Source organism: Bdellovibrio sp. HCB117 (genome assembly GCF_047305915.1).
Taxonomy (GTDB): Bacteria; Bdellovibrionota; Bdellovibrionia; order Bdellovibrionales; family Bdellovibrionaceae; genus Bdellovibrio; species Bdellovibrio bacteriovorus_B.
In genome coordinates this window covers 2,395,818-2,421,369 of sequence record NZ_CP178622.1, presented here as the reverse complement: position 1 = coordinate 2,421,369, position 25,552 = coordinate 2,395,818, and the positions used below count along the sequence as shown (strand labels likewise).

General features: G+C 45.4%; 22 protein-coding genes. 8 read left to right on the top strand and 14 right to left on the bottom strand.

The features are described 5' to 3' along the window. Nucleotides 1-60: 60 nt before the first annotated feature. The 8 genes from ACLWBD_RS11475 to ACLWBD_RS11440 form a co-directional block, all read right to left on the bottom strand. Nucleotides 61-783: a hypothetical protein gene (locus ACLWBD_RS11475; protein ID WP_413568255.1), complete on the bottom strand. Its 723-nt coding sequence runs from the start codon at nt 781-783 to the stop codon at nt 61-63. Nucleotides 784-816: 33 nt separating this feature from the next. Beyond that, nucleotides 817-1,446, bottom strand: coding sequence for a sulfite exporter TauE/SafE family protein (locus tag ACLWBD_RS11470; protein WP_063204530.1), 630 nt, complete (start codon nt 1,444-1,446; stop codon nt 817-819). Beyond that, nucleotides 1,443-2,840 (bottom strand): cytochrome c oxidase accessory protein CcoG, encoded by a 1,398-nt coding sequence (ccoG, locus tag ACLWBD_RS11465; protein WP_413568254.1) that lies wholly within the window; start codon nt 2,838-2,840, stop codon nt 1,443-1,445. The genes ACLWBD_RS11470 and ccoG overlap by 4 nt, the downstream gene beginning before the upstream one ends. Nucleotides 2,841-2,848: 8 nt before the next feature. Next, a complete protein-coding gene (locus tag ACLWBD_RS11460) occupies nt 2,849-3,415 on the bottom strand; it encodes a cbb3-type cytochrome c oxidase N-terminal domain-containing protein (RefSeq protein ID WP_063204528.1) in 567 nt (188 codons plus the stop codon). Further along, nucleotides 3,412-3,582, bottom strand: coding sequence for a CcoQ/FixQ family Cbb3-type cytochrome c oxidase assembly chaperone (locus ACLWBD_RS11455; RefSeq protein WP_081112085.1), 171 nt, complete (start codon nt 3,580-3,582; stop codon nt 3,412-3,414). Before ACLWBD_RS11455 ends, ACLWBD_RS11460 begins: the two co-directional genes overlap by 4 nt. Next, on the bottom strand, nt 3,579-5,627 hold the full coding sequence (gene ccoN, locus ACLWBD_RS11450; protein WP_413570735.1) for a cytochrome-c oxidase, cbb3-type subunit I: 2,049 nt from the start codon (nt 5,625-5,627) through the stop codon (nt 3,579-3,581). The genes ACLWBD_RS11455 and ccoN overlap by 4 nt, the downstream gene beginning before the upstream one ends. A gap of 71 nt (nt 5,628-5,698) precedes the next feature. Then, nucleotides 5,699-5,854 (bottom strand): cbb3-type cytochrome oxidase assembly protein CcoS, encoded by a 156-nt coding sequence (ccoS, locus tag ACLWBD_RS11445; RefSeq protein ID WP_063204526.1) that lies wholly within the window; start codon nt 5,852-5,854, stop codon nt 5,699-5,701. Further along, entirely contained in the window at nt 5,851-8,124 is a 2,274-nt protein-coding gene (locus tag ACLWBD_RS11440; RefSeq protein WP_413568253.1) for a heavy metal translocating P-type ATPase, read from the bottom strand. Before ACLWBD_RS11440 ends, ccoS begins: the two co-directional genes overlap by 4 nt. 199 nt (nt 8,125-8,323) lie before the next feature. Here ACLWBD_RS11440 and ACLWBD_RS11435 point away from each other — a divergent pair, with 199 nt between their 5' ends. After that, the gene (locus ACLWBD_RS11435) at nt 8,324-9,391 is read left to right on the top strand and encodes a branched-chain amino acid aminotransferase (RefSeq protein ID WP_413568252.1); all 1,068 of its coding nucleotides are present in this window, start codon (nt 8,324-8,326) and stop codon (nt 9,389-9,391) included. 14 nt (nt 9,392-9,405) lie between these two features. Here the strand turns inward: ACLWBD_RS11435 and ACLWBD_RS11430 are convergent, their stop codons facing one another. Then, a complete protein-coding gene (locus ACLWBD_RS11430) occupies nt 9,406-10,107 on the bottom strand; it encodes a Crp/Fnr family transcriptional regulator (RefSeq protein WP_063204524.1) in 702 nt (233 codons plus the stop codon). 14 nt (nt 10,108-10,121) lie between these two features. Then, nucleotides 10,122-11,138, bottom strand: coding sequence for a hypothetical protein (locus ACLWBD_RS11425; RefSeq protein ID WP_413568251.1), 1,017 nt, complete (start codon nt 11,136-11,138; stop codon nt 10,122-10,124). Between the two features lie 113 nt (nt 11,139-11,251). On the opposite strand from ACLWBD_RS11425, the gene ACLWBD_RS11420 reads away from it, so the two are divergent. The 7 genes from ACLWBD_RS11420 (at nt 11,252) to ACLWBD_RS11390 (ending at nt 20,967) form a co-directional block, all read left to right on the top strand. Further along, entirely contained in the window at nt 11,252-12,058 is an 807-nt protein-coding gene (locus tag ACLWBD_RS11420; RefSeq protein ID WP_413568250.1) for an HNH endonuclease family protein, read from the top strand. Between the two features lie 108 nt (nt 12,059-12,166). Then, nucleotides 12,167-12,862 (top strand): hypothetical protein, encoded by a 696-nt coding sequence (locus ACLWBD_RS11415; protein ID WP_413568249.1) that lies wholly within the window; start codon nt 12,167-12,169, stop codon nt 12,860-12,862. Further along, nucleotides 12,862-13,158, top strand: coding sequence for a hypothetical protein (locus tag ACLWBD_RS11410; RefSeq protein WP_413568248.1), 297 nt, complete (start codon nt 12,862-12,864; stop codon nt 13,156-13,158). The genes ACLWBD_RS11415 and ACLWBD_RS11410 overlap by 1 nt, the downstream gene beginning before the upstream one ends. 77 nt (nt 13,159-13,235) lie before the next feature. Further along, the gene (locus tag ACLWBD_RS11405; protein ID WP_413568247.1) at nt 13,236-14,525 is read left to right on the top strand and encodes a putative Na+/H+ antiporter; all 1,290 of its coding nucleotides are present in this window, start codon (nt 13,236-13,238) and stop codon (nt 14,523-14,525) included. Between the two features lie 49 nt (nt 14,526-14,574). Next, nucleotides 14,575-16,389 (top strand): PAS domain S-box protein, encoded by a 1,815-nt coding sequence (locus tag ACLWBD_RS11400; RefSeq protein WP_413568246.1) that lies wholly within the window; start codon nt 14,575-14,577, stop codon nt 16,387-16,389. 234 nt (nt 16,390-16,623) lie between these two features. After that, nucleotides 16,624-20,319 carry an ABC transporter transmembrane domain-containing protein gene (locus ACLWBD_RS11395; protein ID WP_413568245.1) on the top strand — a complete coding sequence of 1,232 codons (3,696 nt, stop codon included), beginning with the start codon at nt 16,624-16,626 and terminating at the stop codon, nt 20,317-20,319. A gap of 99 nt (nt 20,320-20,418) precedes the next feature. Then, complete coding sequence (locus ACLWBD_RS11390; protein ID WP_413568244.1) at nt 20,419-20,967, top strand: NADPH-dependent FMN reductase; 549 nt, start codon at nt 20,419-20,421, stop codon at nt 20,965-20,967. 65 nt (nt 20,968-21,032) lie between these two features. Here the strand turns inward: ACLWBD_RS11390 and ACLWBD_RS11385 are convergent, their stop codons facing one another. From ACLWBD_RS11385 to ACLWBD_RS11370, 4 genes are all read right to left on the bottom strand, one after another. Continuing rightward, nucleotides 21,033-21,242 carry a hypothetical protein gene (locus tag ACLWBD_RS11385; RefSeq protein WP_063204515.1) on the bottom strand — a complete coding sequence of 70 codons (210 nt, stop codon included), beginning with the start codon at nt 21,240-21,242 and terminating at the stop codon, nt 21,033-21,035. An 85-nt stretch (nt 21,243-21,327) separates the two neighbouring features. After that, nucleotides 21,328-22,785, bottom strand: a complete 1,458-nt coding sequence (locus ACLWBD_RS11380; RefSeq protein ID WP_413568243.1) for a sensor histidine kinase — start codon at nt 22,783-22,785, stop codon at nt 21,328-21,330. After that, nucleotides 22,763-23,449, bottom strand: a complete 687-nt coding sequence (locus tag ACLWBD_RS11375; RefSeq protein WP_063204513.1) for a response regulator transcription factor — start codon at nt 23,447-23,449, stop codon at nt 22,763-22,765. The genes ACLWBD_RS11380 and ACLWBD_RS11375 overlap by 23 nt, the downstream gene beginning before the upstream one ends. Continuing rightward, a complete protein-coding gene (locus tag ACLWBD_RS11370; protein ID WP_413568242.1) occupies nt 23,430-25,547 on the bottom strand; it encodes an LTA synthase family protein in 2,118 nt (705 codons plus the stop codon). Before ACLWBD_RS11370 ends, ACLWBD_RS11375 begins: the two co-directional genes overlap by 20 nt. Between the last annotated feature and the right edge of the window lie 5 nt (nt 25,548-25,552).

The following is a 25,552-nucleotide window of genomic DNA, read 5'->3' as shown; positions in this document are numbered from 1 at the left end:
TAAAAAAGGAAGGGGAGCCCTTCCTTTTTTATTAGAAAAAATATGGGAAATAATTCGTTTTTAGAACGCGTAACCGATGCGAACGGCCGCATGAGGCAGAACCTGTTCACCTAATTTTTCAGCGATGTCGACAACATCCTGCTTGTTAGAAATGTACTCAGGGTCATTGATGATCACCGGATCTGTTGTGCCGTCTTCAACATCCACTTTTTTCGAAAGCGGGATTTGTGCGCCCAGCTCGACGCCAAAGTTGAGGCCGGAATTAAATTGCCAGAACCAGCCTACTTTCGGCGTTACAAAAGTGTTCCCGATTTTTACTTTCGGAGTGACGGATTGTCCGCTGTAAGAAGCCGTTTTCTTTGCTTCAACGCCTTGAGTTCCCAAAGCACCGGCGATGTAAAAAGAACTTGTGAAAGGGTGATAGCGACCTTCGATTGCAAAACTTCCTAAGGAAATCTCTTCTTTGTCGTTTTCTTCGTCTTTAGGTTTAAAAGAAAAGCCACCTATGTCTAAAGCTACGGACCAAGTTTTCGACTGATCTAAAAACTCGATACCGCCATTTAAACCATGGGGAAGTCCAAGTCCACCGTAAACACCCCAAAGACTGCGTGGCCATTGGCTGTGATCCGTAGAGGGCACTTCTTCCGCTGCAGGAGTGGTTGGAGCGGCAACCTCGGGCGTTGCTGGAGCTGCAGGTGGATTTTCTGACTTTGTCTCTTGAGCAAAAGCAGAAGTAGTTAATAATAAAGCTGTCATTGTTGGGATAAGTATTTTGTTTACCATAGAACTCTCAGTGTAAACAAAGGACTGCGGGATTCAATGTAAAAACATGAAACTAGCAATAGAGTACAGTCCAGAGATCACCAGAATTCCTCCGGCAATTTTTTGATGCCGCAATCCTGCGTGGTCGATGGTTGTGCGAATCATCGAAGGAACTGCACTAAGGGTGGGAAGGCCCCCCAACCAGAATAACCCCATAACCAAGGCCCCGGCCCAAGGACTTTTCGTTGAGACTGCGGCTAAAACGTAAGTATAAAGCCAACCACACGGTAAGAAAGCCGTTAGCAAACCGATCACGAACCCCGAACGGCTTAAGAACCGACCTTGAATTTTTTTAATCACGGGAAGGATGAAATGCGACGCGGGAAATTTGAATCCCACAGGTGTAAGCATTGAAAGTCCATAAAGAATTAATACGGCTGCAAGAAGACCTGCTCCTACGTAACGAAAGATCCGCCAGTCATTCTGTAAAAAGAGCTGACCCAAATAACCGGCCAAGATTCCCAGCAGCACATAGGCACAGCCTCGCCCCAGATTGTACATAAGAAGGGAGCGTCGCGCGCTCATCAGGCTTGCTATCGGTCCACACATCGCAGCACAGTGCCAGCTCCCAAAGAAGCTGGCAGAAAGAATTCCCAGTGCTAGCAGAAGTGTGCTTGAAGTCATTGTCGAGGTCCCACCAGTATCAGCTCACGAGTGCTGTTCAATGATTTTTCGGGTCCGATATCTTGAATTTCAATCGTTGTCTTAATTTTATCACTGACTTTGAAAAGTTCGGGAGGAATTCGTACGAAGAAATACCATTCGCGACTGTCGCCGGGTTTTAAGGATAAAGGATTTTCAGCGACACTGAATTCAACTCCTTTTTTCAAAAGATCCTGGCTTAAGCTGAGTTTATAAAGCACTTCTTTTCCGCTTTGATTTTGGATGTGAATACGGAATTGATTCAAAATCAATTCTTGCCCATTGTTCTTAACATAGGAGTACGGAAGTCCCGCCCCCCGCAAGATTGTAAAATGCGCCGACTCCCTTGTTCCGATGGCATAAGAAAGTCCCGCGACCAGCACGATGATGGCCGCCATATAAATAAGAGATCGCGGTTTTTTGAGATTGATTTTGCTTCCATCCAGTGTGTCGTAGCGGATAAGCCCTTTGGGCTTTTTCACTTTCTCCATGATTTCGTCGCAGGCATCGATACAAGCCGTGCAAGCGATGCACTCCATCTGCAACCCATTACGAATATCAATTCCTGTAGGGCAGACCTGCACGCAGCGATTGCAAGATACACAGTCACCAACTTTATCTTTTGTAGCACTGCCTTTGCGGGGTTCGCCGCGTTTTTCATCATAGACCACGGCTAAGGATTTACTGTCTAATAAAACGGATTGAATGCGACCATAAGGACACATGATCACGCAGAACTGTTCGCGGAACCACGCAAAGTCGAAAAGCACCAAGGCCGTAAACGAAATGACTAAGATAAAATATGTCGGGTTTTGAAACGGACTGTTTTGCACCATGTGCATAAGATCGACGGCACCGACAAAGTAAGCCATAAAACTATGGGCGATCAGCGAAGAGGCTACAAAAAATAAAAACCACTTTAAAGAAACTTTAGAAAACTTATTCCAGGAAAGGGGCGCATCGCGAAGGCGACGTCTTTCAATGTAAGATCCTTCGACCCACTGTTCGATACGGCGAAAAACCGCATCAATAAAAACGGTCTGCGGGCAGGCCCAACCACACCAAACCCTTCCCCAAATGGAAGTGACGAAAGCAAGACCCAACGTCAAAGTTCCTAAGACAAAGAAAAGAAGGGGAGCGTCGTGAGAGCGAAAAAGGATTCCAAAAAGCGCAAACTCTCTTTTTGGTATATCAATCAGAATGGTCTGATGACCGTTGATACTGGTCCAAGGAAGAAGCAAAAAAATCACTAATAAAACACACTGGCTCCAGGTGCGATGCTTTCTGAAAAATCCACGCACTTCTGCGGGGATTAAATAGAGGCGATCGCCATTTTCATCAACACTCGTTAATTTTCCTGGATCCAGTCTGTTCATAAAACTACCTATTTCAAATAATCCTCTATCGCTTCGCCTTGCGGTTCTTTTCCTTTAAGGCTTGAGCCCTTTTTAGAAAGGATGTAAGCGCTGACGGCATAGAGTTCTTCTTTTTTAAGCACAGGTCCCCATGGTGGCATTCCTTTTTCAGGAATACCATCGCGAATAACTTTAACGATATCCAGACGAGTCCCTTTTCCGTGGATCCAGAACTTATCGGTTAGGTTCGGACCAATCATGCCTTCCAACTGTTGGCCGTGGCAAGCCGCACACTTTGCTGTGAATTGCGCGGCACCCACATCGATAAGTCCGTCTTTTTTGAAATCTTCAGCAAGGCTTTCTTCTGTCTCGAGCGGAGCTGAGCTTTGCGCTAAAGATTTTCCTTGTTCGATCTCGGCCATGGCGACTTTCAATTCATCTTGCAGGGTTGGGCCCCCCGCAAGTTCGTAATGAATGTAGTAGATAAAAGCAAAGATGATCGTCAAAAAAAACGTCCACAGCCACCAAGTAGGAAGTGGGTTGTCATGTTCAATGATGCCATCATATTCGTGAAATTTTTGATCTTTGTCGCTCATAAAGAGTCTCCGTCAGTTAACGGTAGTTGTTCCATGCGGTGATAGATTTTGCTGCTGTTTTTGCGGTAAACCCAGATAAGCACGCCGACAAAGAACAGGAAGAAAATCAAAAGCCCCAGGGATGTCAAATAAGTGTCTGTAAAGAATTTCAATCCTTCTTGTTTCATTGAGCTTTCCCTTTCTGTCCTAAAGACTGAAGATAAGCGATCAAAGCCACGATTTCTTTTTTAGCTAAACCTTTAGGGGCTCCATTGGATTCTAAATCTGCCGCAATCTCTTGCGCTTGTTTTTGCGCGTGGATGTCCGCGTTCGCAACGACTTCAGAATCATAAGGGACTCCCAGTTTGCTCATCACTGAAAGTTTTTTGCGAAGAACCAGGAAGTCCGTGTTCTTTTCAACCAACCAAGGATAGCTTGGCATGATGCTCTTTGGAGTTACGGCACGTGGGTCGATCATATGGCTATAGTGCCAAAGATTTGGATATTTCTTTCCTAAGCGCGCCAAGTCTGGACCTGTACGTTTTGAGCCCCATTGGAAGGGACGGTCGTACATGGACTCTTCAACAGTCGATGCATTTCCGTAGCGTAGCACCTCGGATGCAATGGGACGGATTTGTTGAGAGTGACATACGTAACATCCTTCACGGATATAGATATCACGGCCCGCAATCTCCAGCGGCGTATGGGGCTCAACGATATTCGCTGGGTTCACATAGCGGTGCAAAGAAAGTGTCGGATAAATTTCAATAATCGAACCCACAATGATAGCCAAGAAAGCAAGAACGGAGAAAGTGAAGCCCATTCCTTCTAATTTTCTGTGAGTGTCTTGAGTTTGCTCGTCAAAGCCTGTTCTTTGTACTTCGTAAGAAGTTTGCTCAACAGCTTTCGGAGCTTTTTTAATAGTTTTATAGATGTTGTAAGCCATCATGAAGAAACCAATGATGAACAAAGCACCACCTAGTGCGCGCACCCAGTAAAGAGGTACGATGCGAACCACGGTCTCGATAAAATCTGGATACACCAATTGACCTTCCGGAGTGACCGCTCGCCACATCAAACCTTGAGTGATACCCGCGACCACCATCGAGATGTAGTAAAGTAGAACCCCTGTCAAACTGATCCAGAAGTGATTTTCCAAAAGTTTTTTAGAGTAAAGTTCTGTCTTCCAAAGGCGAGGAACCAGATAGTAAATCATCCCGAATGACAAGAAACCATTCCAACCCAAAGCCCCCGCATGAACGTGACCCACAATCCAATCTGTATAGTGACCTAAAGCAGAAACAGATTTGATAGAAAGAAGGGGACCTTCAAAAGTGGACATTCCGTAGAATGTTAAAGCTGCTACGAAGAATTTAATCAGCGGCTCGGTACGAAGAAGATGCCAAGATCCCTTCAAGGTCAAAAGACCGTTGATCATACCACCCCAAGACGGAGCCCACAGCATCACAGAGAAAATCATTCCCAGAGTTTGCGCCCATTCAGGAAGGGATGTGTAAAGAAGATGGTGAGGACCGGCCCAGATATAAATAAATACGAGCGACCAGAAATGCACAATCGACAAGCGGTACGAGTACACCGGGCGATTTGCGGCTTTCGGTACATAGTAATACATCAAACCCAGGAAAGGTGTTGTTAGGAAGAAGGCCACCGCGTTATGACCATACCACCATTGCACCAAGGCATCTTGAATACCTGCATACACCGGGTAGGACTGAAGCATTCCCACCGGAATTTCAATCGAGTTTACGATGTGTAAAACCGCCACGGTGATAATCGTTGCGATATAGAACCAGATCGCCACATACATGTGTTTTTCACGACGTTGGCGGATTGTTCCGAAGAAGTTCACAGCAAAGATAACCCAGACCACTGTGATCGCAATGTCGATCGGCCACTCAAGCTCGGCGTATTCTTTAGACTGCGTGTATCCCAGCGGCAGTGTGATTGCTGCAGCAAGAATGATCAGCTGCCAGCCCCAGAAATGCATTTTTGAAAGCACATCCGAGAACATACGTGTTTTCAGAAGTCTTTGCGAAGAATGGTAAATCCCGGCAAAGATCGCGTTACCCGCAAAGGCAAAGATCGCCGCATTCGTGTGCAGGGGACGAAGTCGTCCGAATGTGATCCATTCTAGATTCGCATTCATCGGCCAATAAGCCAACTGCAAGGCTGCGATAAGTCCAAATAAGAAAGCCGCTCCTGCCCAGATCATCGTGGCAAGGACGAACTTCTTTACTATGTCGTCATCGTAGTAAATTTTTTCGACAATACTACTGTTCGTTTTCACAACTGTTTCCTTTCGTTGTCATCATTCAAAATTCGGTGTGCCGGAGTTTCTAAATCGTCAAACTGTCCCTTGGACGTAGCCCAAATAAAAGCGACGACGAAACCAATTCCTAATAAAAGAGCCATGGGAATCATGATCGTGATGATGTTCATCGGAACCCCCAGAGCGAAGATAAAATGAGTGCTGCCGAACTGACCGGCATCAAGATCGCAGCCATCATAGGATTAATAAAACCACAAAGAGCTAAAACCCCACCGGCGATATTATAGACGATAGAGATGCTCAAATTGCGCACCAAAACTCGACGAGTTTGCTGAGCCAGATTGAAAAGGTCTAAAACCGGAGTCAGCCCGCCGCGAGTTAAATAAATATCGGCGCTGTGCAAGCTTAGATCGACACTGCCTTTCACCGCGATACCGACGTCGGCTTCTTTAAGGCATAACGAATCGTTGGCGCCATCGCCAATCATGCAAGTGTGAGAGTACTTATCGAGAATTTGTTTTTTATCTTCGGGGAAAAGCTCACCATAAGCGTTCTCTTTCGCGATACCGCAAATTTCGGCGACTTTCAGAGTGCGGTTTTTACGGTCTCCCGAAACTAAGAAACACTCTTTGCCTTCTCTTTTCAATTGAGCGACGGATGATTTTGCGTCCTCTCTTAAAGTATCACTGAAATAAAGGCGCGAAATGCTGTTCCCATTTTTAGTGACTTCGATGCCTATTTCAGATTCGTGCATACTTTCAGCCAAGTGACGAACTTCATAAAAATCACCATCGACATAACCGCGCACACCGCGACCTAAGATTTCTTCGGCCTGCACGCCAGAGCATAAAATTTTTGTCTCGGACCAAGCTTCTCGAAGGGCGAACGCGACTGGATGGTAAGAAGCCGCCTCCAGGCTTAGAATGATTTTTTTGAGATCGGAATCAATCACGCTAGGCTCACTGTAAGAAAGACGCAATTGTCCTTCAGTCAATGTGCCGGTTTTATCGAAGAAGATATTTTTAACAGTCAGAATTTTTTCTAAGCTCTTAGCATCTTTAATAAGAAGCCCCTGACGTTGTCCCTTTTTTAAAGCCAAGCCAAAGGCAAGAGGGGAGCCAAAGGCTAAAGCACAAGGACATGCAAGCACGATCAATGCTAAGGCCCGGTTAAAAGCTTCTGTCGGGTTTATCGAGTAATAAAGAGCGAAGAATAAAATCGCGATTCCAAAGACCGAAATGATTAACTTTTGCGCCAATCGATCTGTCAGAGCTACAAAGGGGCTTTTGACCGAGGATCCATGTTCAAGTTGGGCGAAGAGTTTACCCAGTTTGCTATTGGCGAAAGAGTCCAAAACTTTGACACGAATTTCATGCTCTAAGGGACGAGTTCCCGCAAGCAAAGTCATGTGTCGAGAAAAGACCTTCGGCAGGGATTCTCCGTTAAGAAGAGACATATCGACCGTTGCTTGGTCTGAAAGCAGTTCACAATCCGCAGGAATGTTCTGTCCTTTTTGAATTAAAAGAATCTGCTCTTTCTGAATATGGTCCCAAGGAACGCTTCGTTCCTGTTCATTATCCACACAGATATAGCGTTCGTTCTTAAAGAACGTTTTTAAGTGCGAAGACGAAAGATGATTTTGTTGAACGCGTTTTAACAGATAACGAGCTGATAGAATAAAGAAAAGAAAGCTCGCCGTGCTGTCGTAATAGATGTGGCCTTCGCCCCGGATCAGACTGTAAGTCGACAAGATAAAACCCGATAGCATCGCGATGACAATGGGAAGGTCCACGTTAATAACTTTGTACTTTAAGGTGTTCCAGGCACCGCGATAAAAGGGGATGGCGCTGTAAAATAAGATGGGAAGAAACAATAGAAAACTCAGCCAGTTGAAAACCTGCGCCCAGCGTCCCGCCAGTCCCGCATAGACCGGGATGACAAAAAGCATTGTGTTGCCGGCACAGAAACCCGCAACTGCAATGCGTTTTAAGAAGGCCCGATTTTCAGCTTTGAATTTTTCGGCCACATGATCTTGAGCTGAAAGAAGAGAAGGCGAATAGCCAAGCTCCTTAATAACATAAGCGACTTGAGCTAAAGAGCCTTGGTCTTTCAGTTTTACGGCCACGGTGGATTGAGCAAAGTTCACGCGAGCATTGACGACATCGGGATAGAACTCTGGAAGTTTTTCAAGCAAGTGAACACATGAAGAGCAATGCAAACCTTCTGCATAAAACAGATAATCAAATTCGCTCTGCTCACCATGGCGATAGATGTCTTTAAAGTCTTTTTGATCAAGATAAGAGTAAGGATTGGATGAATTTTTTACTAATGGAAATGCACCGACTTGCGTGTCTAAGACCTCGCACGCTCGACAGCAATAAGGCCCCACTTCAGTGGGTGTCGCGCAGTATTTGCATTGAATCAGTGTTGCCAGAGACATTTCAGTCATCTCCTCTGGCCTTACTTTGCGGAAAATCACAGTATAAAAACATGATTCCCATCATAAACGACAAAAATTAGAGAAGAGGAACTATGGTGAATTGTGATTAAATCATGACAATTGTTTCAATTTGGGAGCTAGGTGGATAAAAGTGCATCAATTGGTTGCGCCATAAACGCGCTCGTGATTTATTGGGGTCATGACAGCAAATTCCATCTCTATCCAAAAGACGAAGAACCCCAAAACACGTCCTTCCGCTGATTCTTTGGGCTTTGGTCGTTACTTTACTGATCACATGTTTCTGGCTTCTTACTCGACGCAAAAAGGCTGGCACAATTTACGAATCACACCGTATGAGCCCATTCCGCTCGATCCGGGTGCGAGCGTTTTGCACTATGGTCAGGCACTGTTTGAAGGGATGAAGGCCTTTTCTCATCAAGATGGAAGCTGTGTTCTGTTCCGACCGGAGTTCAACTGGGCCCGCATGGCCGAAGGTGCAGAACGTCTTTGCATGATTGCTCCGCCTAAAGAAATCTTCATCGAAGGTATCAAAGAACTTATTAAGCTCGATCGTGATTGGATTCCTTCAGAAAAAGGCTGTTCCCTCTACATTCGTCCGACATTGATCGGCAGTGAGTCTTTCCTAGGGGTTCGTCCGGCAGAAGAGTATTTGTTTTTCACGATCCTTTCTCCTGTGGCTTCTTATTATGGCGAGGGCACGAAAGCGGTAAAGATCTGGGTGGAAGAAGAATATCTTCGTGCTGCTCCGGGAGGCTTAGGGGCGACGAAGGCGGCGGCAAACTACGCAGGAAGTTTAAAGGCCGCTTTGCAGGCAAAGAAAAATTCCTATTCACAAGTTTTGTGGTTGGATGTGAATCGTCAGTACATTGAAGAAGTAGGCACGATGAATGTCTTCTTTGTATTTGAAAACGAAATCGTCACTCCTTCTTTGGAAGGAACCATCTTAGGTGGTGGTACAAGAAATTCCATCATCACGCTTTTAAAATCTAAAAACAAACCCGTTGTTGAGCGTCGCGTGAAACTTCAGGAAGTGCGCGAGGGGGCCGCTAACGGAAAGTTAAAAGAAATTTTCGGAACGGGCACGGCGGCCGTGATCAGTCCTGTGGGCGAACTTGCCGCCAAGGATTGGAAGATCACAGTGAACAACGGCGAAATGGGACCTGTGGCAGCCAGTCTGTACGAAGAACTGACAGGCATTCAAAACGGCACGGTTAAAGACACGTTCAACTGGCTTTATAAAATTTAAATAGGGAAGCGGAACTAGTTCAGTTCCGCTTTTTCACGCAACTTATCGCGGGAAAGAATACGAATTCCGCGACCCGCGGATTGATCAATCAAACCTTCTTTTTCGAAAGAAGCTAACGTACGAATCACTGTCTCGGGAGTCGTACCAGCCCACTGGGCGATTTCTCTTCTTGTCCAATTTTGGTGTGAGAAGTGTTCTTGCAGGAACAAAAGCGCTTCAGCGATACGCTCGGAAGCATCTTTATCCATTTGTCCCATCCACTTTTCTTCAGCCATACGCAAATCTTTAGAAATATGCGAAAGAAGTTTCATCGCTAAGTCGGGATAAGACTTAAAAATATTCATCACATCGGCTTTAGGAATAAAGCAGAGTTCACAGTCTTCAACCGCAACGGCCGAAGCGTGATAAGGCTCTCCCGCAAATAAAGATCTATACCCTAAGGTTCCGCCCGGCCCCACCAAGCGAAGCGTGTGCGCCGCGCCTGTAGGGGAGGTGACCTCCAGCTTCACTAAGCCATGTTGGATGGTGAAAATTCCCAACGAGTCGTTTCCTGAATAGAAAATCACTTGCCCCGCTTTGAAGCGGCAGGTGACACGAGCTTTTTCAACCATCTGCTGTACATCCGGAGATGCACACATCAAAGAATCTGCTTTATTTTCGCAGTTTCTGCAGGTTTCGGTTGTGGGTTGCGGAGGACAATCTTTTTTTAGCGACATCTTAGTTAAGTATACTAACAAAGATTTGCTGTTTCGTCATGAAAGTTTGTTGATAAAGCTTGGTGCAGCAGTTCTCCATCTTCGCGACCTTTGTACTGAGCCGTATTAAGTCGTTGCGCCGCAATCAGTTGCTCCGCAGAGAGTTTCCAAGGGGCAAGCACGCCTTGGAAAAAATGAGTAAATTTGGCTTCTGCTGCGGCAGGAAGCTCGGCTGTCATCTCAAGATGAAGCTGGCGTTTGTAAAAGCCTAGCAAAATGGCCTTGAAAGTTTTTAACAAATGCAAAGGCACCGAGTTCATATCCGACATTAAATAATGAAATTCTCGTCGGAAAGAATCGTCTTCTTCTAACATTTGTTGGATATCTGGAAAGGTCACAACAATACGCAAACGTCTGCAAAACTCAATCTGGGCTAACGCCTTTTCGGGGTCCGCAAAAAAGTGATCAGCATGAATGAGGTCGTGCACGATGAAGCCCAAAACATCTCGACCTTCCTCGACAAAATTCAAGATCTGATCTTTTTCAACCAGCATGCTGATGCAACGTCGCCCTTGCGCCTGCATGTTTAAAACATCTTCCGGGGTGGGCAACGTGATTAAAAGGTCCAGCGGGTAGATCTGCTCTTTCCAGCGAATGATAGACTTAGGTACGGCGAGCGGGATCGACCGCCAGCTCAAAGAACAGAAGAAATCCACAAAAGGGCGGGGGCTTTCAAAGCGTCGCAAGGACTTCGCCTGTTTAAGTTCTGCCGGAAGTGATTCGCGAAGAATGCCTAAAAAAGTTTCGCTCCGCAAAGCGGTGTCGTTCGACGACGGAATCGGGAATTCATTGTGAACACCTCCCAGGAAATCCTTGGGTCGGCGCAAGAACGCAAAAATAAAAATATAAATCGAGGCGATTTCGACATCGCTCAGGCGTTTTTGCCGCCACAAAGAAAGAAACGGCTGCAAGCACTCATAGGCCACCGGGCCTTGAGTTTTTAGAAATGTGTCGTCAAGAAGACGATGGCGAAAGCGACCGGCACGTAACATAATGACTTTTGTAAGCCCAGCCTTAACGGAAGTCTAACAAATTACTCGTTGCCAAGCGTGGCAAGGGCTTTTCTAATAAAAAAGACAGCGAATCTCTAGGGATTGGAGACTCCATGAAGACATTGTTTTTGATGATGTTGTTGCTGGCCGGTGGGAATGCCCGGGCTCAGTATTATATGGTTCAAGAGTCCGCAAAGTCTCCGCCGAAAAAAGCCTTAATGACTCCTCTCGATGTCGCCGAAGAATTTCTAGAAAACAACTCCGAAACCAATACACTCACGAATTCTGTTTTATCTCTTCTTAGATTTTCCTTTTTCAAAGACAAATATGCCAACTACAACGAGCGCTACAACCGCGCGAAACATTTTGGCAGTTGGTTGCGCGACCATAACGACGGCACTTGCTACAACACGCGCGCAAAAGTTTTAATTCGCGACTCTGCCGTGGAAGTTTCTTTCGCTTCCAATGGTTGCACCGTGACGGAGGGGCATTGGGCAGATCCGTACAGCAATCGTGATTACACGCGGGCATCGGATATTCAAATTGATCACTTTGTTCCATTGAAGAATGCGTATATCAGCGGGGCCTATAAGTGGAATTGGCAACGACGCTGTCTTTATGCGAATTATATGGGGAATGAATTTCATTTGCTGCCTGTGTATGGGCCGGAAAATTCGTCAAAGAGCGATAAAACTCCGGAAGGGTACATGCCTCCGAATCGCAGTTATCAGTGCCAATACCTGGCTCAATGGTTGAAAGTTAAATTGATTTGGTCGCTGGGACTTTCTGTCTCTGAAAAAGAAGCAGTGGAGGAGTTAGCGCAAACCCATCATTGCACGGCTGCGGAGCTAAGTTATTCCGAGACGGATCTGGCTGCTCAGCGCCGCTTTATCGCAAATAATATGACTCTGTGCCAATAGAGCCAGACTTTCGCCCTCAAATCTGACAATGTGGAAACAATGAGGAGACCCGCGCTTTTCAAGGAAAAATCGCTTTAAAAAGCAGCTCCTTCTGCCGATAAAGCATCCATGAAACACATTCTCTTATCTTTGGTATTTTTATTGGGGTCTGTGGCTCAAGCCCAACAGGCGTGTTCAACGAAAACCTCGTCAACGCAAGACTTAAAAGAGCTTTGCGATGCGCTCAACAAAAATAACAAATCTCATTGCGACGTAAAAGTGAAAGCAGAAAAGCAGGCTTTACCTGCGATCAGCTATGGAATCATGTCGGCAAGTTCTAAAATGAAGGGCTTGTTTTCACAGCTCGAAGGTTTGCAAAAAGAGTTCTTGAAGCAGTCTGGAGGATGCCCCGGGGGGTGTTCTCGCATTAGTGCTCCCGTCGTGGAGGTTTCTACGAAGCCGACGGAGGTAGTTCCCCACGAGTCCTGCCCGCAGCAGTATACCGCGATTCAACTGTCGGCGGCTGAAGGGAAAAAATTTGGTGTCGCTCCAAGTGGGAAGGGCATTAAAAAAGCTTTCGCAAACACCGCAGAGGCGACGACTTTTGCGCAAGAGACTTTGATGAGCGATAACAGCTTGGGAGAATATATGGAACAAAAATACTGCCAGTCCCCATGCTCGTACTCTTCAACAATTCGTTTGAAGAGCCAAGAATCAAAACAAGTGGATTTAGAATTGATCGTGATGTGCGGACCACCGAAGAAAGAGCGCGATTGGACGACACAAGCCTCGTTGACGAAAAACTACCGCTGTGAGGTGCAGTAATGAAATACCTAATTCTTATTTCTCTTCTTTGTTTGGCAGGTGCGGTGCAAGCGGGTGTTTGTAAGGATTCAGACGGCGGTGTTCAACCTTCGACGGCGGGAAAAGTGGTTTACTCTTTGGGGGATGAAAATTGCTTAGGTGATTCTTGTTATACGCAGATGATCAAAGAACATGACCGCTGCTTAGACGCTCAAAAAGTCTTAGAGTTTTCGTGTCAAAACGGTCAGCCTCTTGAAAAAGAAATCAACTGTGCTGGCGATCACGTCTGTCAGAGCGGGGCCTGCGTCAAAAAATAAGTAGCTCAATGCAAAATCGATAGGTTTAAAACCGGTTCTGTTTGGAGCTTGGGACATTCTTGTTTAGCATTGTACTCATGCAGTACACAACGATTGAACTTCTTGGAACGATATTCTTTGCTTTAGCCGTCATTCACACTTTCATGGTGGGGAAAATACTTCAGTGGTCTCACCACTTTCCCAAGCATTCTGCTTGGAATAGTATTTTGCATCTTTTAGGTGAAATCGAAGCCGTTTTTGCTATTTGGGCGAGTCTCTTCATGGCTGTTTACATTTCTCTTGAAGGGTGGGGCGAGGCGATCAAGTATCAGACTTCTTTGAATTTTGTAGAACCTTTCTTTATTTTTGCGATTATGGTGGTCTGTTCGACAAGACCCATCTTGGCAGCGGCTCGACATGGAATCTTATTTCTAAGCACCGTTGTGCAAAGAGTATTTAGAACTCCAGCAGTTCACACAGATCTTTTTATCGTCCTAGTTGTTGGGTCACTCAGTGGCAGTTTTATCACCGAGCCCGCAGCTATGACAGTGACAGCTTTCATGCTTAACTCCATGTTGCAAAAAGAATCCAGTAAACTGATCTATGCTTTGATCGCGGTTCTTTTTGTGAATGTTTCTATTGGTGGAGCGTTGACCCCATTTGCGGCGCCACCCATTTTAATGGTTGCGAGTAAATGGAATTGGGACTTCGCATTCGTGTTGACTCACTTTGGTTGGAAAAGCGCGATTGCCGTAACAATCAATGGCATTCTGCTTGTGACGATTTTTAGAAAAGAATTCGCTCAAAACTGTATCACCTTGCGCGAAGTTGAAACGCGTCTTTCGGGAGCGCAAGCTCCGATTCCAGCCAGCGTCACATTGGTGCATCTTCTTTTTCTAGCGGGAATTGTTATCACAGGACACTATCAAAATGCATTTCTGGGCATTTTCCTTTTATTCTTAGGAGTAGCGAGCGTCACACAACGCTATCAAGATGCTCTTCGATTGAAAGAAAGTCTTTTGGTTTCTCTTTTCCTTGGCGGAATCATTCAATTCGGGGCTTTTCAAAAGTGGTGGCTAGCTCCGCTTTTGGGAGGCATGAGTGACTTAGTGTTGTTCAAAGGCGCCGTAGGTTTGACCGCAATCACAGACAATGCGGCTTTAACTTATTTGGGATCGCAAGTCGAGGGCTTGAGTGATTCAAGTAAATACGCGCTCGTGGCGGGCGCTATTGCGGGCGGCGGTCTTACAATTATTGCCAACGCTCCGAATGCGGCCGGGTATTCGATCCTCAGTCATAAATTCCCAGGTGGAATTAAGCCATTAAACCTTTTAATTGCGGCCCTAGTTCCTACGGCGATAGCGATATTCTGTTTGTGGGTCCTGTAAAGAAATAATAAACGATGCTTTTTACTGAAGTCCTCATTAAAATTTCCTGATGGATTTTGAGGACTCAGTATTTTTTGAAATTTCCAATGACATGGTTGCTGTCGTGGGAATGGACTGGGTTCCTGTAAAACTGAATTCTGTTTGGACTAAAGAGCTGGGATGGAACAGCGACGAAATTATCCAGCTCTCTTTCAAAAATCTGATTCATCCCGATGATTACATATCCACCTTGGAACAGATCGGAGTTCCTCACGATGGTCAAGTGGTGCGTGATGTGCGAAATCGGTATCGTTGTAAAAACGGATCTTACAAATATCTTTGTTGGAATTATAAAATAGATCTGAAAAATCGGCTGATCTATGCTGTTGTCAAAGACATCACTCAGCAAAAAATTTATGACGAGATTTACAAGCGCGCCAATAAAGTGGCGAAGTTGGGCAGTTGGAGTGTCGACTTAGCAGAAGAAAAAGTCCATTTTTCTCAAGAACTGTGCGATCTCTTTGAAATCGACCCCAAGGATGTCTCGGAAGTGGAAGATGCGATGAGCATTTTGCCCCCTGACGCACGAGCCTTGATCGAAGAAAAATATAAGAATCTGAAAGAGCGCGGTGAAGAGTACGACATAGAAACCGTGCTCGCCACCAGCAAAGGCCGTCTATTCCCGGCCCGAATTATGGGAGCCGCTTTAAAAGAGAACGATATCATCATCACGGCTTTCGGGATCGTCCAGGATATTTCCAAGGTTAAAGAAACCGAAAATATTCTGCGCTATCAGCAAGAGCTTTTAAACGGCCTTTTTGATTCCTCGCCGTCGATTATTTACGTGAAGGACTTAGAGGGGCGCTATATTTTAGCCAGTCGACAATTTGAAATCTTAATGGGTAAAAGCAAAGACGAGATTTTAGGTAAGACAGATTTTGATCTGTTTGCTGAAAGAGATGCACTTCGGCACGTTCGCAATGATCATCAAATCATTCGCACCAAGAAAGCTGAAAAAACGGAAGATGCCATTTTATTGCCAGATGGAAGTGAAAAGCAGTACATCTCTGAAAAGTTTCCTCTGTTAGATGCTCAAGGTAATGTGATAGCTATGGCCGGTGTTTCCACGGATATTACGGAACTGCATCGTTATCAAACGGAGCTTTTGAAAGCGAAAGAAGAAGCAGAGTTGGGGACCAAGGCAAAATCTGAATTTCTGGCGAATATGAGTCATGAGATTCGTACACCCATGAATTCAATAATGGGCATGGCAGAAGTGCTTTTAGAAAGTCCGCTTGATGAAGATCAAAGAAGCTATGTCACTATTTTGAGTCGTGCTTCTGAAAGTCTTTTAGGTATTATCAATGACATTTTGGATTTCTCGAAAATCGAATCCGGTCAAATGGTGCTTGAAAAGGTGCCGTTTCCATTACGCGAAACCGTGCGAAAAAGTATTGAGTTGTTGTTAATCAAGGCTCAGGAAAAAAAGTTGGAACTGCGTGTGGATATTGATCACGATGTGCCTGATACGGTGACTGGAGATGCAAAACGTTTGCAGCAAGTTCTTATCAACCTGGTCGGAAATGGTCTTAAATTCACGGACTCGGGAAGTGTTCTTTTAAATATATCCCTGCGTCGACAAGCCCAACCCGTCCTTGAATTCACAGTTCAGGATACAGGAATAGGTATTTCCGAAGATAAATTAGCCACTCTATTCACAAGGTTCTATCAAGGCGATTCGTCGATAACTCGCCGCTTCGGAGGCACGGGGCTGGGATTGAGTATTAGCAAAGAGCTGGTGGAAAAAATGGGTGGTCAGATCACCGTAGAAAGCAGGCCAGGGCAGGGTTCTCGCTTTATTTTCACCATTCCTTTAAATCCGTGACTCAATAAAAATTTATTTTTTAGGGGCTAGACAAAGCGCGGTCGTTTGTTTAACCTGGCTTTATCTCACGCAATATTTAAGGGGAGGTCACTATGATTCTATCTAAAATCATTTCAATGATGTGTCTTTCCCTTATTCAAAAATAAAGATCCCGACGTCAACCCAACGTAAAGATCTGATTCTCTGACATTTTAATATTTTATTTTGCTCATTGATGAGCAGATACGGATTTGCATGAACTTCCTTAGACGTATGCTATTTTACCAAGTTAGTTCTTTGGTGAAATTGGCGAAAACGAAAAACATTGATGAAGGCGACTTACTGCCTTTACCTGCGCATTTACATCCGGAAACTTTGCCTGTTTCCTTAGAGCCCTTGCAGTGGACGACGCCGAAAGCATTTTTGTTTTCGTTGATTCGCACTCTTAAGAAATTTTTGCTGCCTGGATACTCTTGGTATCTGGCGAGCTCGGTTTTAGCGCTTTTATCGCCAGTTTTTGTAAATCGTTTCGTAGGTTTGATTTCTAAAGGCGTGACCCAAGAAACTTTGCCCGAAGCCCTGCTTTATGGACTTCTTTTAGGTCTTTGTGGTTTTTTGTCGGGACTGTTTTTGCAGCATTATTTTTATAATACGCTTCAGTGCTATCAAGTGACGACGAATATTCTGAACCAGAAGATCTTTAGTCACAGCTTGAAACTCAGTCAAAGTGCGCGCCAAAAAAGCCAGGTGGGTGATATTGTCAACCATATGAGCTCGGACAGTGATTCTGTTTCTGATTTCCCGCAGATCCTGGGAGATTTGGTTTCGTCACTGTTTCTGATCATCGGCGTGGTGGCGATGCTCTTTTATTACATTGGATGGTCGGCGCTTGCGGCCTTGGCCGTGCTTTTCACGTTGGCTCCGTTGACGAATTACGTAGCGAAGAAATTCACGCATTTGGATGAAGAAATGATGAAGCATCGCGATCATCGCGTGACTTTAATGACGCAAGCTCTGAACGCCATTCGCGTTGTAAAATACTTCGCTTGGGAAAAAAGCGTCTCTAAAGAAGTGACTGAAGTGCGAGAAAAGGAACTGCTAAGTCGCCGCCGCTTGGCACGCGCCGAAGTGATTTCTTCATTGGGGTATTTGGGTGTCTCGACATTGGTTCTTTTTGTCGCTTTAGCTGTTCACGCGTGGCGGGGACAGACTTTAGATGCGGCTATAATCTTTACCTGTATTTCTTTATTCGGTCTTTTAGAAGGACCGTTCGGAGATCTTTCGCGTTTGATCTCCCGCTACACCACAGCCGTTGTCGGGGCGGGGCGTATTCTTAACTTCTTAAAACAAGAAGAAGTCGAGATCACCACGAAGGAAAACGCTTTAGTGGGCCAGCCGATGGGACTTGAAATCCAAGGACTGTCGTTGACTTATCCCGGAGCACAAGAAGAAGTATTAAAAAATATCGACCTTGTGGTTCCCGCAGGAAGTTCAGTGGCTATCGTAGGTCCGGTGGGCGCAGGCAAAAGCAGTTTGCTTTCGGCACTTCTTGGCGAGGTGGCACCCACGAAGGGAAAGATTGAATTTTCAAAAGTCTTAGAAAATGAGCGTCCGCGAATGTCCTTCGTGCCGCAAGAGGCTTACATCATCAATACGACTTTGTTAGAAAATCTTTCTTTTGGTGAAGATGTTTCCAAGGAAGAGTTGCGTCGTGCTTTACACAATAGTTGCTTAAGCCGTGATTTAAAGGAGTGGTCCGGAGGACTTCGCACCGAAATCGGTGAAAAAGGTGTGAACTTATCCGGTGGCCAAAAACAGCGTGTCGCTTTAGCACGCGCTTACTTAAGAAAACCTCAGATCGTATTATTAGATGACCCGTTATCCGCAGTTGATGCTGAAACCGAGAATCTTCTTTGTGAGCGTTTGTTATTTGGTGCATGGAAAGATGTCACTCGCGTTGTCGCCACTCATCGTCTGGAACACTTACCAAAATTTGACCAAGTTCTTTATATTGAAAATGGCGTAGCGCGCGGTTTAGGAAGTTTTGAAGAGCTTCTAAAAGTCTGTCAGCCCTTTGCCGAATTTTATAAAGAGCATGGTAAAACTCAAGGGGATCATAGTTCGACGACGGTGCCTGCTGAAACTTCAGTTGAAGCTGTCACCGCGACAGATGAAACCGACGAAAAGAAAAACCGCGTGACCGAAGATGAAGAGCGTGAAGTCGGCGCCGTTAAGGGCTCCGTGTACTGGGATTACATTAGTTCTTTGGGCGGAGACGGAAAGTACACGAAGCCCCTTATTTTAAGTGTTCTTTTGTTAGGCGCGATCGGCGTCACGCTTTTGCCGCTGTTGCAAAAAGCTTGGCTGTCTTATTATTCTAGCCATCAAGGCGAGTGGGCCGCTTTATCAGCCGTGGGTATCTATGGTTTGATCGGCCTTGCCGTTTTAGTGGGATCTTTACTGAATCACTTAATCTGGCTGGAGCGCGGGATTCGTGCGGGTAAAAATATGCACGATAAAATGCTTCACAGTGTTTTAAATTCTCCAGTACGCTTTTTTGACTCCACACCCGTGGGCCGAATCATCCAAAGGTTTTCCCGCGATATTGAATCGGTGGACGTTTACTTGCAATGGAGTTTTGATTCCGCTGTTCATTGTGCTTTGCAGGTGATTGTGTCCATCGTGTTGATCTTGGGATTGATGCCACTGATGATTTTTGTTATCGGACCGGTGATGGCGCTCTACTATGTGTTGCAGCGTGATTATCGCAGGCCCGCTCGAGAGGTGAAACGCTTTGACAGTGTAGCTAGGTCCCCACGTTATGCTCACTTTAAGGAAACCTTGCAAGGGTTGACCGTTATTCGTGGCTTTAACAAGGCACCGTGGTTTATGCGAAACTTCTATGACAAGCTCGCACACAGCCAAAGAATGTTTTATTCACACTACATGATCAATCGTTGGTTTTCGTCACGCATCCCTTTGATCGGCGGACTGATTTCGATGTCAACGGCGGTGGGGGTGACCTTGTCCGCGTACTATGGAGTGATGGAAGCAGGAACTGCGGGACTCGTGACACTTTATTCATTATCCTTCTGGGGCTTTTTGAACTGGGGCGTTCGTATCTTCGCGGATATTGAGTCCCGCATGACTTCGATTGAGCGTCTGAAGTTTTTCTCAAACCTTCCTGCAGAAAAAGATGTTTTGCTGAAAGACGAAGAGCCGCTTCGTCTTTCTTGGCCAGAAAAAGGAGAGATCTCTGTTGAGAATTTGAAAGTGCGTTATGCTCCTCACTTGCCGCAAGTTCTTAAAGGCATCACTTTCCATGTCGAGGCCGGTACGCGAGTAGGTATTATCGGGCGCACGGGTTCGGGAAAGAGCACCTTCTTTCAATCTCTTTTTCGCTTTATCGAAGCGGAAGAAGGTCGAATCAAAATTGATGGAGTGGAAATCGCGACGGTGCCATTAGAAAAATTGCGTCGCAACCTAGCGATCATTCCGCAGGATCCGACTTTGTTCTTAGGAACCATTCGTAATAACTTGGATCGTTATAACGAATATTCCGATGAAGAAGTAGTGACGGCTTTAAAACATGCTTCGATGTGGGAATATGTCAAAGAATTGCCGCAAGGAGTTCATTCGGCTGTCAGTGAAGGGGGCTTGAACTTAAGCCAAGGTCAGCGCCAGCTTCTTTGTCTAGCACGCGCCTTATTAACAAAAGCGCGTGTCATTGTTATGGATGAGGCCACTGCCAGTGTGGATGTACAAACTGATGCGACACTTCAAAAAGTCATCCGTCAATCCTTCGCGGGAGTAACGATGCTCATCATCGCGCATCGTTTGGGTACGATTGCAGATTGTGACCAGATCGTTGAGATCTCTGCAGGTGAAGTTAAATCGGTGCGGCGTCCGTCGGAATTTTCCAAAGAAGAGATCGAAGAAAGCCTTGTGTAAGATAGAAAAGGCGGACAGTAAGTCCGCCTTTGTTTTTTGTCGGAGACCTTGGCAGGCACATCAGAATGGATTCTGATGAAGTGTTGTGAAGGAGGACTCATGGCAACAAAAGTGCTGACATTGGTCGGCGGTATCAGCAAAGATTCGTTAAACAAAAAACTTTTTAAAGCCGTTAAAGATATGGCCCCCGCGGATATTCAGATAGACACTTTTGATATCGCCACGCTGCCGTTTTTTAGCCAGGATCTGGAAAATGATCCACCTGAAGTCGCAAAACAGTTTAAAAATAAAATCAAAGAGGCCGACGCCGCGCTCTTTATCACGCCTGAGTACAATCGCAGTTTTCCGGGAGTTTTAAAAAACGCCATCGATTGGGGTTCCCGCCCTTATGGACAAAACCTGTGGGATAAAAAGCCCGCGGCGGTGATGGGGGCCTCCATTGGAAATATTGGAACATTCGGCGCTCAACATCACTTGCGTCAGGTGCTGGCGTATTTAAATATGCCGACAATGGGTCAGCCTGAATTTTATTTTAATGCTTCTAAGGCCTTTGACGAAAAGGGCACGCTGACGGATCCGAAGAGCAAAGAGCTGATTCAAGGATTCTGGAAAAGTTTTGCGAAAGAGTGTGAAGAGCTTAAGAAATAAAAAAGGGAACCGCGAGGTTCCCTTTTAACTTAGAAAGCTATGCGCTCGCTAATTCCGTAAAGGAATTAGTGACCAGCAGGAGCAGCTTCTTTAGTTTCAGCTTTAGCTTCAACTTTTTTAGCGTGTTTTTTCTTAGCTGGAGCTTTAGTTTCTGCAGCAGGTGCAGTTGCAGCAGCTGGAGCAGCAGCAGTTGTAGTTTCAGTTTTAGCAGGTTCGTTAGCTTGAGCAACAACACCAGCAAATACAACAGTCATCAAAACAGAAGCGATTTTCATAGTAACCTCCATTGGTTCTTTAGTTAGCTTCAATCGAACAGGAGTTATGCTAGCAAAGAGGGTTAAAGCCCTGATTAAAACGGAATTAAATGTTTTTAATTTCAAAAGTGAAGCGCGCACCGTGTTCTGAATGATTTTGCGCACTTAACTTTGCGTTATGAAGAATCGCTATTTTTTGCGCGATAGCTAAACCCAGACCAAAGCCTTTAACACGGGTCTCCATGTTTGCACCGCGCGAGAAGCGTTCAAAGATGAACGGCAATTGTTCTTCTGGAATACCCGGGCCGTTGTCTTCGACGACGAACTGAGTGATGTCTTGTTTCCAATTGAGGTTCATCGTCACGACTTCGTTGTTCGGCGAATACTTGATGGCGTTTTCGATGATATTGATCACAAGATTTTGCAGAAGATCATTATCTCCGCGAACCATTTTGCGATCGTCCATTGTCTCATTGTTGATATTGAGTTTGAGCTTGATATTTTTTGAGTTAGCCAGCTTCTCACAACGAGGCAACACTTCAAAGATGACTTCATCAAAGGCCAAGTCTTGAAAGTTGAGTGCGCCGGTGCCGGCATCGACGCGCGCAAGTAGCAGCATTTCTTGCACGATACCTGAAAGATTGTCGACCTCTTGCAAAGCACTTTTAATAAATTGATCGACATCGCGCTTTTCTGATTTCTGCAAAAGCTCTAGTTCTCCGCGCATGATTGTCAGCGGAGTTAAAAGCTGGTGAGAAGCATCGGCGACGAAGCGCTCCTGACTTAAAAAAGCCTGCTGAATACGATCCAGCATTTCATTTAACGTCAAAGCCAGTTTACGAATTTCGTCATTGGCATTAGGAATCGGCACACGTTGAGAAAGTTCACTAACTTTAATCTCTTTGGCTGTGTTGATAATGTTCTTCACCGGATTCAGGGCTCTGGCCGATAGAAACATTCCGCCCAGGGTTGCAATCAAAAGGACAAACGGAATCCCGACCTGCAACAAAGTCAGACGCTGCGAAATCTGGGTTTCCATCAAAGTCATGGGCACGGCGATCTGTAAAAGTAACTGAGGTTTGGCCGCATTATCTAAAGGAAAAGAAATCAGTCGGTAAGAGTCCGCTTCGGCAGAGGGGATATTTCGAATGTGTTCAATAGTGCGGTAGGTGGCTTCATCACCGGCCCAGATGCGTTGAAAATCTTTTTTATAAGGCGGATTGAATTCACCAAAGTTCCCTACGCGCGCCAAGACGGCGCCAGAACTGTGGCGCACTTGAATCAACGCGGTTCCTAGCGGGAAGGGAAGAATTTTACCATGATCTAAACGCAGGGGCGGAAAGCTGAGATCTCCTTTTACGCCGATTTCAATTCCCTCAGAAACGTCGACCGAATAGTTGAAGAGGGCATCGTCGAAATCCTGTTGAAGGGTGTCGATCATCATTTTGAAAAGGAACATGTTAAAAAAGATCGTGGTCGCTCCAAAAATCAGAACGAAGATCAACGACAGGCGAAGACGGATACTGAAGCTAGAAAGAAATTTATAGATTTTCTTTAAGAACATAACCCGTGCCGACCACTGTGTGAATCAAGCGCTTCGCAAAGGGAGCGTCGATTTTTTTACGCAATAGATTGATGTAAACGTCAATCACGTTGCTCTCTGAATCAAAGTGGATGTCCCACACGTGCTCCGCAATTGAAACACGTCCTAAAGGACGTTCCGGGTTGCGCATAAAGTATTCTAAAAGAGCGAACTCTTTCGTGGTTAAAGAAATCTCCTGGCCCGAGCGACGGGCTTTTCTTTGAATCAAGTCCAACTCTAAGTCCGCATATTTCAAAGTGTTAGAATGACTTCCATTCGTCGCACTTCCCTTACGACGAAGAAGCGCACGCACACGGGCGTGAAGTTCGTCAAAAGAGTACGGCTTCGTCAAATAATCGTCAGCGCCGGCATCCAAACCATTTACTTTGTCTTTCGTCGTTGAAAGAGCAGTGAGCATCAGAATTGGTCCTTCGTAACCATCGCGACGAATATGGCGAGCGGTATCGATACCGCTTTGATCAGGAAGCATCACATCTAAGATCACCAAGTCATAATCACCTTGAGCCATGTAAGACTCAGCTGCGGAACCGCTTTCCGCAAGATCGACCGCATAACCCACTTCAGCGAGCCCTTTTTTTAGAAAGTTCGCCATTTTGACTTGATCTTCAACGACGAGAATCCGCATTTTGCATCGGTCCTTTCTGATCTTTTTTCTCTTTCATAAAATAGAAATCCAAAATGCCCATCAAGGATTTGTATTTTAAAGAAAGGGCTTTTTTAGATTCGGTCATTTCTCCGGGAACTAATTTTTCGTAGTGACCTTGCCAATCAAAAGCATGATCCTCGGCCGCGTGGCCCGCCGCCAAAACTCCGCCGGTGCGATTGACGATAAGGTTTGAAGCATTCACGGCAAAGTCGCCTTCTTTTTCAAAAAGGTCGCGCCCCAAAGAGTAATATTCTTTGTCAGAAAGAGCTAAGTTATAAAGTGTCGGGGCAATGTCGGCTTGGGATCCAAAAGCTTCAGGGTCTAATTTTTTACGGATGGCTGCCGGTACGTAAAGATAAAACGGCACCGAGCCTTTCTGCAGAAGTTCTTGCTCAGAAAAATTCACTATCCAGAACGTATGGTCGCCGGTAATCGCTACGATCACTTTATCTTTTAAAGGCGAGTTCTTAAGTCGAGTTAAAAACTCGCCCAATTTATCTGAAGAATAGCGATATGTTTTAAAACGTTTCTCTGCCAAAGACGTGTCGCCGATCAAACGAGAAGTCAGCTCTGCCGGTGCTTTTAATTCAGGAACTTTATAAGCGTGAGGCAGTTGATAGGGCGGATGATTCGTCGTAGTCATCGTCAATAAAAACTGCGGTTCTTTGGCTTCACTTAAAGTTTTAAAAACGTATTCAAAAACGTCTTCATCGTAAACGCCCCAGTCGTGACGGTCTTTAAGTCCTCCCAAAATTTCGCTCATTTCAAATTCACCTTCGACGGTGTCAAAGCCTTGAGCGACCGCAAACTTATTGACCTCTCGCCAGCCGGGATTTCCGCCATACAAGAAGCGCGCCTTGTAGCCTGACTCCTTAAAGACGCGGGCGGGGCTAGTGCGAAAGGGAACTTGCAAGTAATCGCTTTCAGATAAAAATTCGCTGATCGGGCGTTGTGCAGAACCAATCATCAAACAACTCAAGCTTCCAATGGTTGCATTGGTGCTTGAAAGAAAGTTCGTTAGATAAGTGTCTTCTTGCATGTGCGGTTTGAATTGACCTAAAAGATCAAAATCAGGCTGGTCGTATTTAAACCAATATGCCCCCATGGATTCCATCGTCAAAAGCAAGACATGCGGCTTTGTTTTTTCCGCCCATTCACTTTTAGGTGTTCGACGCTTCATCAACTCCAAAGGATCTTCAGGGACTTGTTCCGGCGTTAAGGAGTAAAAATCCGCGAAAGCCTGGCGATAGTTTTCGCCGTACCCGTAGTGGCGTAAATTGCTATCCCACTTAGAGGTTTGCTGGGCTTTAAGTTCTATCGCGCGAGTGAAAGCGCGAGTGCCGTTAAAACTTAAGTGGTTTACAAAAATGGATTTGGAAATTCCGGTGTCCATCTCACTTAATGGGAATAACCCTAAGGAGCCGCGGGCGCCTACGCCGTTTAAAAGGAAGACAATAAAAAAGAACAGAACGAAAACGGGATAAGAAACGCGCTCGACCTTTAAAGGAATCCACTCACGCCCTTGGGTGAAGTTGATCTTCAGTCCCTTCCACAAAGAGTAAGTGAAAAAGAAAAAGCCCAAAGCAATCCACACCATCGGATAATTGCGCCAAATCGTTTTGATCAAGGCGATAGTGTCATCGGTGATAAAACCAAAGATCAAAACATTGATGCGATCTTGATAGAAGCTGTAAAAACCAAAGTCGACCGCCGAAACGAAGGTCACGATAAAGAGCATGACGGTGTAGTACGGAATTAAAAACTTCGTAAAGTGTGAAAAAAGATGGCGCAGTGGTTTTTCAAGAAACTTCGTGAACGCCAGAAGGCTTGCCAGAAAAAGTATCAAGAGGGGAATCGCGTTGACGTAGAATAAAATCGTACTGTCAAAGCGAGCGCCTAAAATGAATGCACGTACAACATCGCCTTTTACCTGCGAAACCTCATTCATGTTGCCATAAACGAAGAAAAATCCTACACGCCAAAGAAAACCAATAAAAAGAAAGACGGCATTCAAAATCAGAATGCGTTTAAGATAGAGCCAGGATTGTTTTAGCCATTGCGCCCGAGATTTTTCCATGCTGA